Genomic DNA, 14574 nt, shown 5'->3' with positions numbered 1-14574 from the left:
CCCCGCCGCTGTGTCGAGGCCGGGTCCGGGTGCCTGGCCGCCGCCCGTTCTCGCGACGAATAAGTACCGTTCTCGCGACAAACAAGTACCGTTCTCACGACGAACAAGTACCGTTCTCGCGGGGGATGGGGCGGTATTAGGCGTTGCGCCGCTGGTAGCGGGCGATTGTCCACGGCGCCATGACGGCCAGGACCAGGAATGAGCCGATAATGGCCGAGCGCACGTCGGCCGCCGAGCCCGTCCCGTCCAGCAGGTAGCGGCAGCCGCCCACAATGTGCGAGACCGGGTTGTTGCGGGTGAAGGCCTTGAGCCAGCCCGGCAGCGTCGAGGTGGGCACCATGGCGTTGGACAGGAAGGTCAGGGGGAACAGGACGATCACCGCGAAGGAGGTGACCGCCTGCGACGAGGAGAAGAGCGTCCCCAGGAACAGGAACCCCCAGGCGATGGCCCAGGCGCAGCCGCCGGCCAGGACGACGGCGCCGGCGGCTCCCGACCAGCCGTTGACCGGGCGGTAGCCCATGACCGCGCCGGTGGCGATCGTCAGCGAGGTGCAGATGAGGTAGCGCAGCACGTCGGCCACCATGGGGCCCAGAACCGGGGCGATGCGCGACATCGGCATGGTGCGGAAGCGGTCGAAGACCCCCTTGTCCATGTCCTCGCGCAGGTCCACGCCCACGCTCTGGCTGGTGGTGAGCGCGTTGATGATCACCAGTCCGGAGACGATCGTGGGCAGGTAGGCCTTGACGTCCCCGGCGATGGCCCCGCCGAAGAGCTGACCGAACATGACGGTGAAGATCACCGGCTGGATGAGGATGTCGTAGGACTCCCCGGGGTTGCGCACCATGGTGATCAGGGAGCGCCAGGCCATGGCGGCGGTGTCCGGGACCAGTCGCGCCTCGCTAAAGCGGGAGGCGGTGGGGCGGTAGGCGGTCGTGGGGGCGGTTGCGGTCGTAGAGGCGGTGGAGGTCATGACTGCTCCTGGTTCTGTGAGGCGCGGGCGGAGGGACGGTGGGAGGCGACCGGGCTGACTGAGCTGGCCGGGGCGGTTGCGGCTGCATCCGGGCCAGGCGCCGACGTCGCCTTGCGGGCTGTTGCACGGGCCGGGGCCTCTTGCCCGGAGTGACCCTGAGGCTTACCGGTCAGGGCCATAAAGACTGCGTCCATGCTGGGGCGGTCCACCGAGACCGTCCTGGGTGGCAGACCGGCGTCGCGCAGGGCCACGAGCACCTCGGTGGCTACGGACGCCTCGCTCAGGGGAGCCTGGAGGTGGGTGCCCTGGTCGACCACGGCGGGCGCGTGACCGGTCACCCGCTCGATGACCGCGGCAGTGGCTGCCTGGTCCTCGGGCGTGGCCGGGGTCAGGATGAGGGCGCTGCTGCCCACCCGGTCCTTGAGCTCGTCGGGGGTCCCCTCGGCCACCAGGCGGCCGTGGTCGATAATGCCGATCTGGTGGGCCAGGCGGTCGGCCTCCTCCAGGTACTGGGTGGTCAGCAGGATGGTGGAGCCGCCGGCCACCAGGGAGCGGATGACGTCCCACATCTGCTCGCGGGTGCGCGGGTCCAACCCGGTGGTGGGCTCGTCGAGGAAGACCAGCGGGGGCGTGGCGATGAGCGAGACGGCCAGGTCGAGCCGGCGTCGCATGCCGCCGGAGTAGCCGCTCACCCGCTTCCCCCCGGCCTGCGTCAGGCTGAAGGAGGCCAGGAGCTCGTCGGCCCGCTCGTGGGCCCGGCGCCGGCTCAGGCCCAGCAGGCGGCCGAAGAGGCGGAGGTTCTCGACCCCGGTGAGTATCTCGTCGACGCTGGCGTACTGGCCGGTCACCCCGATGAGGCTGCGTACGGCGTGGCGCTCGGCCACGACGTCGTGCCCCAGGACCCGGGCGGTGCCGCGGGTGGGCGCCAGCAGCGTGGTGATCATGCGCAGGGCCGTGGACTTGCCGGCGCCGTTGGGGCCGAGCAGGCCGTAGACGATGCCGGTGGGGATCGTCAGGTCCAGGGAGTCGACGGCTGTGAAGGAGCCGAAGGTGCGGGTCAGGCCCCTGGTCTCAATAGCGGGTGGCTGCGCGGAGGACTCGGAGGGTCGTGAAGGTGCTGATGACTTCATGGGCGTCACGGTAGACCCGCGCGGTTTCACAGCACCTTCAAGCAGCTTTCACGCATGGGCGCTGCCGGGTGGTCGGGACTTTTGGGCTGGTGCTCCAGCCACGGTGCCCGGCGCCGGGTGGGGCGTTGGACCGGGCGCGGTCCCGGCGGGCCTGCCGGTAAGGACGTTCCCCGTCTAGGCTGGGACTGTGAGCACCAAGGAGCCCTCAAAAGAGGATATGGCTGGCGTCCCGGCCCCAGATGCTGCGGTTCCGGATACCCCGGCCCTGGAGGTCCTGGGTACCCCGGTCCCAGACGGGCAGACCGCGGAGGCCCCGGGTGCTATGGTCCCGGACGGGCAGACCGCGGCGGACCAGGCCCCGGAGGCCCCGGTCTCGGATACCCCGGCCCCGGAGCTGACGGCCGCCGAGGCCAGGTGGGTCGCGCTCATGCGCCGTACTATGCCTGAGGAGCTGCGCCCCATGCTGCTGGCGCCCGACTGGTACCAGGGTATGGAGGAGGCCGAGCCCCAGGGGCGCTGCATGGCCTGGTACGACCTGGTGGCGGACCGTTACGTGCTGCTCACCGTGGGCGCCTTCTACGACGGGGAACAGACCGTCGTGGGCTCCATGCACTGCCAGTGCATGTACCTGCAGCCTGATGACAGGTGCTGCCCCAGTCAGAGGTTCCAGGGGTCTCTTGAGGAGCAGGTCGCCCGCGCCCGCGACTGGCTGCTCTGGGTGGCCCACAGGCCCGTGGACCGCAGGGAGTGGGGCGGTGTGACCACGGAGTACCGGTTCGCCGACGACGGCGTCGGTATCTCGGCCTCCGGCTGCAATGCCCTCCGACGGCTCCCGCCCCGGCAGGTGGTCAGGGTCCCCACCCGCGTTCTGTGAGCGGGTAGGGGATGCCGATCGGGGCCTATCAATTTGAAGAGTCTAAGAAGTAAACCGGTGGGGCTGTCAGGACGGCGGCGCTGAACCCGGTCCCAGACCAGGCAATAAACGTGTTCGCTTATAGCGAGATTGTCCTGACCTGCCTGTTCTTGAGGCAAGAGGCCCGAACCAGGTTTTGCTGACGTTGTGTAACGTTATTCGCCTCCGGGAAGCTGCAGGTCAGAGGCTTTTCGGGGGTGTCGTGACAAAGTCGTTAGAAAAACGAGGGCATTGAGGTCCGCCAGCCGCCCCCGTCAATGGGTGACGATGACGAGGGTGGAGTGCTACCATTAATATTGTCATAACGTGTTGTTGGGTAAGGACAAGATGATGCAGGAACCCACGACGATCGTGTACAGCCCCCAGCACGTCATTGTGCTGGTCATTGTCCTGGTGCTGACCGTGGTCGCGCTGGTCCAGGTGTGGCGCCAGAACAACACTATGCCAACTGCCGGGAAGGTCGTCTGGACCGCTGTCATTATCATTCTGGTGGGGGTCGGGCCGGTCGCGTGGTACTGCTGGCGGCTGGGAGACAGGTTGCTGAACAGCAAGATCCTGAAGAGGCCCCGGAGCCGTCGGTCAGGGTCGTGAGCGCCCAGGTGCCGGTACAGCCGCGTCCAGGACGTGCGGCTGCGTGGTGACTCGCTCCCGGGGTGAGGATCCGGGGTAAGGACCCGGAGCTCCGCCTCGGGGGCGAGCCTCTGGGGCGCCGTCGCTCTACCTCATGCCTTGCGCAGCAGGGCTGGTGCGTGCTGTCCTTGACCCGGACCGGAGTGGTGCACTCCCGCGTCGCGGCGGTGCCTGGGCCGCGGGCAGGGCAGCGTGGAGTGCCCCCGCGTCGGGCGGTGCTCTCCCACGGGTTGCACGAGTTCTTGCAGAGGCGTGGACGTCCTCCGTTCTCACGGCAAACAAGTACCGTTCTCACGAGCAATAAGTACCGTTCTCGCGACGGTGGGCCTGGGCGGGGGCGCCTCACGCCTTGCGCAGCAGGACCCGGCTCATGTGGTGCGTGCTGTCCTTGACCAGGACCAGGGTGGCGCGCTCCCGCGTCGGGGCGATGTTCTCCCGCAGGTTGGCCAGGTTGACGCTCTCCCAGATCCCCCGGGCGGCGTCCACCGCGATGTCGTCGGGGATCTGGGCGAAGCGCCGGAAGTAGGAGTCGGGGCGGGTGAAGGCCGTATGCTTCAGGGTCAGGAACCGCTCCAGGTACCAGCGCTCAATGTCCCGGCTGCGGGCGTCCACGTAGATGGAGAAGTCAATGAAGTCCGACACCGCCAGGCTGCTGGGCGCGGGACCCCACGGCCCGGAGGGGCGCAGGCGCGGGGCTGGCTGGAGGACGTTGAGCCCCTCCAGGACCAGCACGTCAGGGCGCTCCACCACCGTACGCGCCCCGGGGACCACGTCGTAGGTGGTGTGGGAGTACACCGGCGCCTCCACCCGGGGCGCCCCCGACTTCACCGCCGCCACGAACTCCAGCAGCGCCCGCCGGTCGTAGGACTCGGGGAAGCCCTTGCGCCCCGTCAGACCCCGCCGCTCCAGGACCGCGTTGGGCAGCAGGAAGCCGTCGGTGGTCACCAGGTCCACCCGCGGCGTGGTCGGGAAGCGCGCCAGCAGGTGGGCCAGGAGGCGGGCGGTGGTGGACTTGCCCACCGCCACGCTGCCCGCCACCGCCACCACGAAGGGGGTGGCGGGCTCGCTGACCCCCAGGAAGTCGGCGGTGCGCCGGGCGCGCTCGCGGGTGGCGGAGATGTAGTTCTCCAGCAGCGCGGACAGGGGCCGGTAGACGGCGTCCACCTCCGCCAGGTCAATGGGGTCGCCCAGGCCGCGCAGCTTCTCCACGTCCGCCTGCGTCAGGGGCAGGGGCGTGGTGGAGGCCAGGGCGGACCACTGCTCACGCCCCAGCTCCAGGTAGGGTGAGGCGCCGACCTCGGGCGCGGTACCGAGCTGGTCGGGTGAGGCGCTGCCGACGCCGGGCACACCCGGGGAGCCAGTCTGGTGGGGCACGCTGCCGATACCGGGCGCACCCAGGATGCCGATCTGGCCGGGCGCGGCCGGGCGGGCGTCGGCGTCGGGCACCAGGGAGGTGGGCGACGCCGGGACCGGGGACGGGATGCTCACTGGTCAAGTGTGACGCATTGTCAGGTCGATCTCGCACCAGGTGTCAGGGTGCCGACGGGAATCACACGAACCACCGGTGCGACCGGTTGTGCGGGCCCTGGCGGCGTGCTTCCATCGGGACCATGTGTGGAATTGTTGGACACGTGGGTCCCCTGGATCCCTCGAACCGGAGCCTGACCGTCCTCATGGACGGACTGGGGCGCCTGGAGTACCGCGGCTACGACTCGGCCGGGGTCGCGCTGCTCACCGGTACCGACCCGGTCGAGGGGGTCACCCTGGTCAAGGTCGCCGGCAAGCTCGCGGGCCTGCGCGCCGCCCTGGACGCCGACCCGCCCGCCCCCGCCACGGCCGGCATCGGGCACACCCGCTGGGCCACCCACGGCGGCCCTACCGCCGTCAACGCCCACCCCCACCGCGCCGGGCGGCTGGCAGTGGTCCACAACGGCATTATCGAGAACTTCCGCACCCTGCGCACCGAGGTCGAGGCCGCGGGCCGGGTGCTGCTGTCCGACACCGACACCGAGGTCGTCGCCCACCTCCTGGACCTGGACTACACCGCCCGCCTGGCCGCCGCCGGGCTCCTGGGCCCGGTCCCCGCCGTGGACGGCGCCCCTGCCCCCTCCGCGGACGGTCCCGATGCCCAGGCCCCCTCTGCGGCTGACGCCCCGGCCCCCGTCGCCACCGGCCACCGGGCCGCAATGCTCCTGGTGGAGTCCGTGCGCGCCGTCGCCGCCCGCCTGGAGGGCACCTTCGCCCTCCTGGTCCTGACCCCCGACGCCCCCGGCACCATCGTGGCCGCCCGCCGCTCCAGCCCCCTGGTCATCGGCCTGGGCGAGGGGGAGAACTTCCTGGGCTCCGACGTCGCCGCCTTCGTGGCCTTCACCTCCCGGGCCGCCGAGGTGGACGACGACCAGGTCGCGCTGCTGACCGCCGACGAGGTCCGCGTGTGGGACCAGGCCGGCAACCTCGTCGAGCCCACCACCTGGGAGGTGGCCTGGGACGCCTCCGCCGCCGTCAAGGGCGGCTACGAGACCTTTATGGACAAGGAGATCCACGAGCAGCCCACCGCCGTGGCCGACACCCTGCGCGGGCGGGTGGGCGCGGGCGGCGAGCTGGAGCTCGACGAGATGCGCATTGAGCCCTCCGTGCTGCGATCCGTGGACAAGATCATCGTGGTGGCCTGCGGGACCGCCGCCTACGCCGGGCACGTGGCCAAGTACGCCATCGAGCACTGGTGCCGCATCCCCGTCGAGATCGAGCTGGCCCACGAGTTCCGCTACCGCGACCCCGTGGTCAGCGAGAAGACCCTGACCGTGGCCATCTCCCAGTCCGGGGAGACCATGGACACCATCCAGGCCGTGCGCCACGCCCGCGAGCAGGGCTCCAAGGTCCTGGCCATCGTCAACACCTACGGCTCCACCATCGCCCGCGAGGCCGACGCCGTGCTCTACACCCACGCCGGGCCCGAGGTGGCGGTGGCCTCCACCAAGGCCTTCCTGGCCCAGATCACCGCCTGCTACCTGCTGGGGCTCTACCTGGCCCGGCTGCGCGGCAACAAGTTCCCCGACGAGGTCGCCGACTACCTGGAGAACCTGGGGCGGATGCCCGAGCGGATCCAGCGGCTCCTGGACACCCAGGAGGAGGAGGTCAAGGCCCTGGGGGCGGCCCTGTGCGACCAGGCCTCCTTCCTGTTCCTGGGCCGCCACGTGGGCTTCCCGGTGGCCCTGGAGGGGGCGCTCAAGCTCAAGGAGCTCGCCTACGTCCACGCCGAGGGCTTCGCCGCCGGGGAGCTCAAGCACGGGCCCATCGCCCTGGTGGAGGACGGGCTGCCGGTGTTCATTATCGTGCCCACCCCGCGCCGCCCCGAGCTCCACGGCAAGGTGCTCTCCAACATCCAGGAGGTCCGCGCCCGGGGGGCCCGGGCCATTGTCATCGCCGAGGAGGGCGACCACGCCGTGGAGGCCGTCGCCGACACCATTATCCGGGTGCCGGACACCCCGACCCTCATGCGCCCCCTGGTGGACGTGGTCCCCCTGCAGGTCTTCGCCGCCGCCCTGGCGCGGGCCAAGGGCCTGGACATCGACCAGCCGCGTAACCTGGCCAAGTCCGTCACCGTGGAGTAGGCCCGGCCGTCCCTGCTCTAAGGGCGGGGTGGAGCCCAGGGGACGGGGTGGAGCCCCGCCCGGCCCCCTGCGCGGTGCTCACTGGCCGTCCCTGCTCCGGGGGCTGGGCCGATGGCGTCAGCACCTGCTCGGCTTACTCGGCCACGACAAAGGCCAGGGCTATACCGGCGTCGTGCGCCAGGGAGAGGTGCCAGGTGCGGACCCCCGCGTCACGGGCGGCCTCCTGCAGCGGCCCGTGCAGCCGCAGGCGCGGTGGGCTGCCCCGGCCGGCGACCACCTCGACGTCCCGGTAGCGCCAGCCGGTCGGCGGCGGTGCGCCACAGGCCTCCAGGGCTGCTCCCAGGGCCTTGAGCACCGCCTCCTTGGCGGCCAGGCGCGCTGCCAGGGACTCCGTCCTGCCCGCGCAGGCCTGTCGCTCGGCGGGGGTGAAGAGGCGCTCACCCAGGCGGCCCACCCGGGCCAGGTAGCCCCGCAGGCGGGCCACCTCCACCACGTCGGTCCCGATTGCGCGCGTCACGTCACCAGTGTCCCCGCCGCCCGCGCGGGTGGCAATGCAGTCTGGCCACTAACTTCACCAGCGGCACCGTCCGTCCCTGCCGCCCCGGGCGCACCCGGGGCACGACGGCCTGCGCGGCCTGACCGCCTACGGACGGTGGGCGGGTGACAATGTGCGGGTGACTGACACCCTTCCCGCGCCCCGCCGCTTCACCTACCTGCGTGTCCCCGGGTCGCACGACCACAAGTACACCCGCGGTGTCCTCAGTGTCTGGGCGGGCAGCGAGACCTACCCCGGGGCCGCGGTCCTGACCTGTGCCGCCGCTGTGCGTACCGGTGCGGGCATGGTCCGGCTCATGGCCCCGCGCCGGGTGCAGGACCTGGTGCTGGCCGCCCGGCCCGAGGTGGTCCCCGCCACCGGGCGCTGCCAGGCGCTGGTGGTGGGGCCGGGCACCGACCCCGCCGACGAGCCCCGGATGAGGGAGCTGCGTGACGTCCTGCGCCAGCTGGTGCGTACCCCGCTGCCGGTGAACGCGGTCGACGCCTCCCTGGGCGGTGGCCCTGGGGCCGAGTCCGTGGGAGGCGCGCCCGGAGGCGTGCCCGTGGGAGACGAGCCCGGAGGCGTACCCGACGCCGGGGAGGACGTCGTCTCCCCGCACGCCCCCGGGACCACGGCACGGCGCGGGGCGGGCCCGCTCGACCCCGTCCCGCAGGGCGTCCTGCCCGCCGTCGTGGACGCTGGCGCCCTGAGCCTCCTGCCGGGGCTGCTGGAGGGAGGCACCCGGCTGACCCACACCACCGTCCTGACCCCCCACGCCGGGGAGGCCGCCGACCTGCTGAGCGGGCTCGGACGCCCCACGGAGCGCGCCCAGGTCGAGGCCGCCCAGGAGGACGCCGCCCGCCGCCTGGCGATCCGCACCGGCGCCACCGTCCTGCTCAAGGGCGCCCGCTGCGTCATCGCCACCCCCCGCGACACGCCGCCCAGGTCCCGGCGCCCGAGCCGGTTGTGGACGGCCGGGCCGGGTCCGGCCTGGCTCGCCACGGCTGGCAGCGGCGACGTCCTGGCCGGGATCCTCGGGGCGGTGCTGGCCGGGGCGCAGGCGGACACCGAGGGCGGGACCCTGCCGCCCCCCTCCGCCGGGGGGCTGACCACCGCGGTCCAGATGCCTCTGCCGCGAGTGCGTGGCGCGGTGGGGCTGGCCGTGCGCCTCCACCGGCTGGCGGCCCAGGCGGCCTCGGGCACCGTGGGGGCCGAGGCCGCCTCGGGGGTGGCGTCGTCCGTCTCACAGGCCCCCGGCCCCGGGCACGCCGTGGCCGCCATGGACCTGGCATGTGAGCTGCCTGGTATTATCGAGGACCTGTACCGGGCCGAGGGGCCCCTGCTGCTGGCCAACGAGGAGGAGAGGTGGCTCGCCCTGGGCGGGGTTACCGGTACGCAGTGAGAGAATCGGCGTCGTGACCTCCTCGACCGCGATACCAGCCTCTACCTCCCGGGCCGTCGTCGACCTCGACGCCGTGGCCGCCAACGCCAGGCTCCTGGCACGAGCCGCTGGCACGCCCTGGCTCGCGGTGGTCAAGGCCGACGCCTACGGCCACGGGCTGGGGCCCGTCGCCCTGGCCTGCCTGGGTGCGGGCGCCACCTGGCTCGGCGTGGCCCAGCTCTCCGAGGCGCTGCGCCTGCGCGAGCTGCTGGACCAGGCGGGCCTCCCGCGTCCCGACGCCGGCAGGTCCGCTCCCACCTCCCGGGCACCCCGTCTCCTGACCTGGATCCTGCCGGTGCTCAGCCCCGACCAGGCCGCCGCCCCCGGCTCCCCCCTGCGGGCCGCCCTGGCCGCCGGTATCGACGTCTCCGTCTCCACCCCGGCCGGGCTCGACGCCGTGTCCGCCGCCGCCCGGGCCGAGGGCGGGGCGGCGCGCGTCCACCTCAAGGCGGACACGGGCATGTCCCGGGCCGGGGCCGTCGCCGCGGACCTGCCTGCCCTGGCCGGTGCCGCCCGGACGGCCCAGGACGCCGGGGACGTGGTGGTCGTCGGCCTGTGGAGCCACCTCTCGCGCGCCGACGAGCCCGCCTGCGGCTCCACGCAGACGCACCTGCGCCGCCTGGAGGCCGCTGAGCGGGTCCTGGCCGACGCCGGGCTGGAGGTGGACGTGCGCCACCTGGCGGCCACGGCGGGCCTGCTGTGGCACCCGGCGGCCCGCCTGGACCTGGTGCGTGCCGGGATCGGCCTGTACGGGCTGTCCCCGGACCCCGCCGTCGCCACCTCCGCCGACCTGGGGCTGCGTCCGGCCATGCGCCTGGAGGCGCCCCTGGTCCAGGTCAAGCGCGTCCCGGCGGGCCAGGCCGTCTCCTACGGCGGGACCTGGACCGCCCCCACCGACCGGTGGCTGGGGCTGGTCCCCCTGGGCTACGCCGACGGTGTCCCGCGCGCGGCCTCGGGCACCGGGCCGGTGACGGTCCTGACCGCCTCCGGCTCCTACCGCACCCGTGTGGTGGGGCGGGTGTGCATGGACCAGCTGGTCATTGACCTCGGTCCCGCCTGGGGAGTCCCGGACGCCGCCACCGGGGACGCCCAGGACGGGGACGCCGGCCAGGACAGCGCCCAGGGCACCTCCGGCCTCCCCACCCGCCGGGCCCCTGCGGCCGCGGGCGACACCGCGGTCCTGTGGGGGGACCCGGCGACCACGCCCGGCGTCCCCACCGCCGACGACTGGGCACGGGCCTGCGGCACCATTAACTACGAGATCGTCACCCGCCTGGGCCCCCACGTGCCGCGGGTCTACGTCGGCGGGCCCCGCCCCGGCCACCCCCAGGAGCAGGTATGAGCAACCAGATCACCCTGACCACCACCGGCCCTGACGCCACCCGGGCCCTGGGGGCGCGGCTCGCCGGCCTCCTGCGGGCCGGGGACCTCGTCATGCTCTCGGGCGGCCTGGGCGCGGGCAAGACCACCCTGGCCCAGGGGGTCGGCGAGGCCCTGGGCGTGCGCGGGCGGGTGACCTCCCCGACCTTCGTGATCGCCCGGGTCCACCCCGCCCTGGGCGGCGGGCCCGACCTCGTCCACGTGGACGCCTACCGTCTGAGCAGCCTGGAGGAGGTGGACGCCCTGGACCTGGACTCCTCCATGGAGGAGTGCGTGACCCTGGTCGAGTGGGGCCAGGACAAGGTGGAGGGCCTGGCCGCCTCCCGCCTGGAGGTGCTGGTCAGCCGCCCCCACGGCGGGCTGGGGCCCGGTGACGGCTCGCCGGTGACGGACCTGGCCGGGGCCGATGACGGGCGCCGCACCATGACCGTCCGCGCCGTGGGCCCGCGCTGGCAGGGCGTGGACCTGACCGTCCTGACCGGCTGAGGGCCGCCGTGGCTGCCCGACGCCGTCGCCCGCGATCCACGTCCCGCCCTCCCGCCCGGGTGCCGAGAGGCCGGTGGCGGGCTTCTTCAGGACCCGGTCGCCTCCTGCCGGGTGCGACGCTGCTCCTGCTCGTGCTGGGCCTCCCCGCCCTGCCGGTGGCCTGTCCCACCGTCCAGGCCCTGCCCGCGACCTGCCAGCCCCTGGAGACCACGGGCAGGGCGGGGACCTGGGTCAGGTCCTCCGGTGAGTCCTACCTGCGCTCCCAGGGGCTGACCGGCGTCCTGGTCGTCCACCCCGCCCTGCCGGTGTGCGCCTGGGCGGACGGCTTCCGCGACGGTACGGACCCACAGGCGGCACCGGTGCCTACGTCCCTGTGGGTCAGCGCGGTCGAGGAGGGCGGGCAGCCTGCCGGGGCGGTCCTGCTCGACGTGGACCAGGAGGTCACGGCCACCTGGGTACCTGACGCCCTCCTGGCCACCGCCGTCCTGACGGGGGCCGACGCCGGGGCGGGGGAGCAGTCCACCGCCCGTCCCACCACCGGGGCCGAGGGGCCCGCCATCGTCCGGGACGACGACGGCGCCTGGTTCGCGGTGTCGGAGGGCACCGTGACGGCCATGGACGCCCTGGCCCACGACCGCCTGGCCGGACCTGTCAGCCTGGAGACCTACTCGGCGGTCCTGGCCAAGACCGCCCAGGCCTCCGCGCGGGCCGACCCCGCCCCCCGCGGCGGTGGCCCGAGCTGGCAGGCGTGGCTGACCGCCGGGGTGGTCCTGGGACTGGGGGCCCTGGCCGTGGTCGGCATTATCCTGCGTGAGCGACGTCGTACCGCCGTCCTGCTGGGCCACGGCGCCACCGGGCCCGGCCCGGCCTCGGAGGCGTCCCAGCAGGGCTAGGCTGGGGGCGTGCGCATCCTGTCGATTGACTCCTCCCGGGGGACCCGGCTCCTCCTCGTGCAGGCCACCGTGGCCGACGACGGCGCGAAGGGGGCTGGTCCGGGCCTCCCGGCCGTCGGGGCCCGGGTGCGGCTGGAGATCCTGGTGGCGGAGGAGCAGGACGACCCCCGCCGCCACGCCGAGTCCCTGGGGCCCATGCTCCGGCAGGCCCTGGGCGACCCCGGCAGCCCCGTCGCCCGCCTGGACGCCGTCGTGGCCGCTACCGGGCCCGCGCCGTTCACCGGCCTGCGCGCCGGGCTGGTCACGGCGCGCGTGGTCTGCCGGGCCCGGGGCGTCCCCCTGTACGGGATCCCGAGCCTGGACGCCGTCGCCCGCACCGCCCTGGACGAGGCGGCCGCCCAGGGGGCCCAGGCGGGTACCACCGTCCTGGTCCTGACCGACGCGCGCCGCAAGGAGGTCTACGCCGCCACCTACCGCGCCCGGGGGGGCGACGACGTCGAGCGCCTCAGCGACCTGCATGTGCTGCCCCCCGAGCAGGCCCTGTCCCTGGCGGACGGCCACGACCACCTGGTCCTGGCCGGCTCGGGGGCGGTGCTCTACCCGTCCCTGGCCCACCGGCTCGGCGTCCCCGTCCACGCCCCGGTCTCCGGGGACGCGGCCAGCCAGGTCCGGCTGGCCCTGGCCCGGGTGGGGCGGGGGGAGGAGCTGGGCAGCGAGCCCCTCTACCTGCGCCACGCGGACGTCCACGTGCCCGGCACGGCCCGTCGCGCCCGGTGAGCACCCCGCCCGGCCCCGACGGCGTCACCCTGGAGGACATGACCGAGGCGGACCTGCCCGTCGTGGCGCGCCTGGAGGCCAGCCTGTTCGGGGCGGAGGCCTGGAGCCAGGACCTCCTGGCTGCCGAGCTGGCGGCCGCCTCAGGCGGGGACCGCCGCTACGTCGTGGCCCGCGGGCCCCTCCCCGTCCCGGGGCCGACGTCCTGGCCGGGATCCCCACCAGGCCCCTGCCCCGTCCCGGGGCCAGCCAGTACGGGGTTGTCTGTCCCGGGGCCGGCCAGCGACCCCTCGCAGACGGGATCTGCCGGGACAGGCGGGTCACGGGCGCTGGCGCCAGCCAGCCCCCCGGCTACGGGCCCAGCCGACCCCCCGCTCGCAGCTCCCGCCGGCCCCCCGGCTACGGGCCCCGCCAGCCCCCTGGCCGCGGGCCCCAAACCGGGGGAGCGGGAAGACGCGCGGGGCGCGGCAGGAGCGGAGAGCCGGATCCTGGGCTACGCCGGTATGTGGGTGGGTGACGGTGCTGGCGACGCCGACCTGCTGACCATTGCCACCATCCCGCAGGCCCGACGTCGCAAGGTGGCCTCCCGCCTGCTGACTGAGCTCATGGATACGGCGCGGCGGGCGGGCTGCCGGGCCGTGCTGCTGGAGGTACGGGCCTCCAACGCCGCCGCCCAGAGCCTCTACGCCGCCCACGGCTTCACCCGTATCGGGCTGCGGCGACGCTACTACCAGACGCCCCAGGAGGACGCCGTCGTTATGCGGGCCCTGCTGCGCCCTGCTCCCGCCCCGGTGGGCTCCTAGCCGCGCCCCTGCCACCGGCCCCTCGGATTTGTCTGACGTCCTCCTTGCCAAAAGTACCGCCCCAGGTCCTCCCCGCCCCCTCCTCCCCCCTGCCCGCCCCCGTGGGAGCGGCCCTGGCGGGCGGCGGGAAAACGTTGGAACGGCAAGGTTCCCTGGAGGCGGTCGCAGAGAGGGGGGCCAAGTGGTGCCTGCGACCGACGGCTGGTCACTAGACTAGTGACGTGACCAAAGCGACTCTCCTCTCCAAGAAGCGCACGGCGTTCACGACGACCGTCTTCATGAAGCGCATGATGGCGATCTCGGGGTTCGTGTTCATACTCTTCGTGATCTTCCACGCCTACGGCAACACCCACTACTTCGAGGGCGAGATCGCCTACGACCACTACGCCTACTTCCTGCGCCAGCTGCTCGTGCCGATCCTGCCCCCCAGCGGCGTCCTGTGGATCCTGCGCGTGGCGCTCATGGCCTGCCTGCTGGTCCACGCCGGCAGCGCCTTCCACCTGTGGGTGCGCAACAAGAAGGCGCGCGGCACCGACAGGTACGCGGTCAAGAAGCCCGGCGCCGAGTACTTCGCCTCCCGCTACGCCATGCGCACCATGCGCTGGGGCGGGGTCATCCTGCTGCTGTTCCTCGTCTGGCACATCCTGCAGTTCACCACCCTGACGATCACCCCCGGCGGCCACTACGAGCACGGTCGCGCCTACATGAACATGTGGTACGGCTTCCAGCTGTGGTGGGTGTGGCTCATCTACGCCGTGGCCCTGGCCGCCCTGTGCCTGCACGTGTGGCACGGGGTGTGGTCGGCCCTCCAGACCCTGGGCGCCATCCGCGGCAACGTGATCCCCTTCGTGCGCCTGGTCGCCTTCGTCGTCGCCTTCGGCCTCTTCCTCGCCTTCATGTGCGTGCCCACCGCGATCTTCTTCCACCTGGTGGACGCGCCCATGGACGCCGTCGAGTACGCGGTCAAGGCCGCCGAGGCCGGTATCGGATCCCACTGAGAGTTGAACC

Annotated in this window: 14 protein-coding genes; 10 read left to right on the top strand and 4 right to left on the bottom strand. The window is 73.2% G+C overall.

Annotated features, from left to right (window positions below):
• Positions 1-136: 136 nt before the first annotated feature.
• Together JJJ15_RS04150 and JJJ15_RS04145 are read right to left on the bottom strand one after the other, a co-directional pair.
• On the bottom strand, positions 137-970 hold the full coding sequence (locus JJJ15_RS04150) for an ABC transporter permease (protein ID WP_200511541.1): 834 nt from the start codon (positions 968-970) through the stop codon (positions 137-139).
• The gene (locus tag JJJ15_RS04145) at positions 967-2100 is read right to left on the bottom strand and encodes an ATP-binding cassette domain-containing protein (RefSeq protein ID WP_200511540.1); all 1134 of its coding nucleotides are present in this window, start codon (positions 2098-2100) and stop codon (positions 967-969) included. The genes JJJ15_RS04150 and JJJ15_RS04145 overlap by 4 nt, the downstream gene beginning before the upstream one ends.
• Positions 2101-2287: 187 nt before the next feature.
• Here JJJ15_RS04145 and JJJ15_RS04140 point away from each other — a divergent pair, with 187 nt between their 5' ends.
• Positions 2288-2974, top strand: coding sequence for a hypothetical protein (locus tag JJJ15_RS04140; protein WP_200511539.1), 687 nt, complete (start codon positions 2288-2290; stop codon positions 2972-2974).
• 366 nt (positions 2975-3340) lie between these two features.
• A complete protein-coding gene (locus JJJ15_RS04135; protein WP_106109591.1) occupies positions 3341-3604 on the top strand; it encodes a PLDc N-terminal domain-containing protein in 264 nt (87 codons plus the stop codon).
• Between the two features lie 381 nt (positions 3605-3985).
• Here the strand turns inward: JJJ15_RS04135 and coaA are convergent, their stop codons facing one another.
• Positions 3986-4990 carry a type I pantothenate kinase gene (coaA, locus tag JJJ15_RS04130; RefSeq protein ID WP_200511927.1) on the bottom strand — a complete coding sequence of 335 codons (1005 nt, stop codon included), beginning with the start codon at positions 4988-4990 and terminating at the stop codon, positions 3986-3988.
• 263 nt (positions 4991-5253) lie between these two features.
• Here coaA and glmS point away from each other — a divergent pair, with 263 nt between their 5' ends.
• A complete protein-coding gene (gene glmS, locus JJJ15_RS04125; RefSeq protein WP_200511538.1) occupies positions 5254-7254 on the top strand; it encodes a glutamine--fructose-6-phosphate transaminase (isomerizing) in 2001 nt (666 codons plus the stop codon).
• 133 nt (positions 7255-7387) lie between these two features.
• On the opposite strand, the gene JJJ15_RS04120 is transcribed toward glmS, so the two are convergent.
• Positions 7388-7771, bottom strand: a complete 384-nt coding sequence (locus tag JJJ15_RS04120; RefSeq protein WP_106110719.1) for a holo-ACP synthase — start codon at positions 7769-7771, stop codon at positions 7388-7390.
• Positions 7772-7928: 157 nt separating this feature from the next.
• Between JJJ15_RS04120 and JJJ15_RS04115 the strand changes: the two genes are divergently transcribed.
• The 7 genes from JJJ15_RS04115 to JJJ15_RS04080 all read left to right on the top strand — a co-directional run bounded on the left by JJJ15_RS04115 (position 7929) and on the right by JJJ15_RS04080 (position 14564).
• The gene (locus JJJ15_RS04115; protein WP_348641492.1) at positions 7929-9191 is read left to right on the top strand and encodes an ADP/ATP-dependent (S)-NAD(P)H-hydrate dehydratase; all 1263 of its coding nucleotides are present in this window, start codon (positions 7929-7931) and stop codon (positions 9189-9191) included.
• Between the two features lie 13 nt (positions 9192-9204).
• Positions 9205-10572: an alanine racemase gene (alr, locus tag JJJ15_RS04110; RefSeq protein WP_246742146.1), complete on the top strand. Its 1368-nt coding sequence runs from the start codon at positions 9205-9207 to the stop codon at positions 10570-10572.
• Entirely contained in the window at positions 10569-11096 is a 528-nt protein-coding gene (tsaE, locus tag JJJ15_RS04105) for a tRNA (adenosine(37)-N6)-threonylcarbamoyltransferase complex ATPase subunit type 1 TsaE (RefSeq protein WP_200511537.1), read from the top strand. Before alr ends, tsaE begins: the two co-directional genes overlap by 4 nt.
• 131 nt (positions 11097-11227) lie before the next feature.
• Complete coding sequence (locus tag JJJ15_RS04100; protein ID WP_200511536.1) at positions 11228-11989, top strand: hypothetical protein; 762 nt, start codon at positions 11228-11230, stop codon at positions 11987-11989.
• Positions 11990-11998: 9 nt separating this feature from the next.
• Positions 11999-12766 carry a tRNA (adenosine(37)-N6)-threonylcarbamoyltransferase complex dimerization subunit type 1 TsaB gene (gene tsaB / locus JJJ15_RS04095; RefSeq protein ID WP_200511535.1) on the top strand — a complete coding sequence of 256 codons (768 nt, stop codon included), beginning with the start codon at positions 11999-12001 and terminating at the stop codon, positions 12764-12766.
• Complete coding sequence (rimI, locus tag JJJ15_RS13585; protein ID WP_348641491.1) at positions 12763-13566, top strand: ribosomal protein S18-alanine N-acetyltransferase; 804 nt, start codon at positions 12763-12765, stop codon at positions 13564-13566. The genes tsaB and rimI overlap by 4 nt, the downstream gene beginning before the upstream one ends.
• Before the next feature lie 278 nt (positions 13567-13844).
• Positions 13845-14564: a succinate dehydrogenase cytochrome b subunit gene (locus JJJ15_RS04080; protein WP_174714806.1), complete on the top strand. Its 720-nt coding sequence runs from the start codon at positions 13845-13847 to the stop codon at positions 14562-14564.
• Positions 14565-14574 lie beyond the last annotated feature (10 nt).

Origin of the sequence: Actinomyces sp. HMT897, assembly GCF_016626125.1 — a bacterium.
GTDB lineage: Bacteria > Actinomycetota > Actinomycetes > Actinomycetales > Actinomycetaceae > Actinomyces.
The sequence above is the reverse complement of the archived record's forward strand: the minus strand, read 5'-3'. Positions and strand labels throughout refer to the sequence as shown.

Coding starts and splice junctions, on each gene's coding strand:
- JJJ15_RS04080 (WP_174714806.1), top strand. CDS start 13,845: ATGAAGCGCATGATGGCGATCTCGGGGTTCGTGTTCATACTCTTCGTG.
- glmS (WP_200511538.1), top strand. CDS start 5,254: ATGTGTGGAATTGTTGGACACGTGGGTCCCCTGGATCCCTCGAACCGG.
- JJJ15_RS04150 (WP_200511541.1), bottom strand. CDS start 970: ATGACCTCCACCGCCTCTACGACCGCAACCGCCCCCACGACCGCCTAC.
- tsaE (WP_200511537.1), top strand. CDS start 10,569: ATGAGCAACCAGATCACCCTGACCACCACCGGCCCTGACGCCACCCGG.
- JJJ15_RS04145 (WP_200511540.1), bottom strand. CDS start 2,100: ATGAAGTCATCAGCACCTTCACGACCCTCCGAGTCCTCCGCGCAGCCA.
- JJJ15_RS04135 (WP_106109591.1), top strand. CDS start 3,341: ATGATGCAGGAACCCACGACGATCGTGTACAGCCCCCAGCACGTCATT.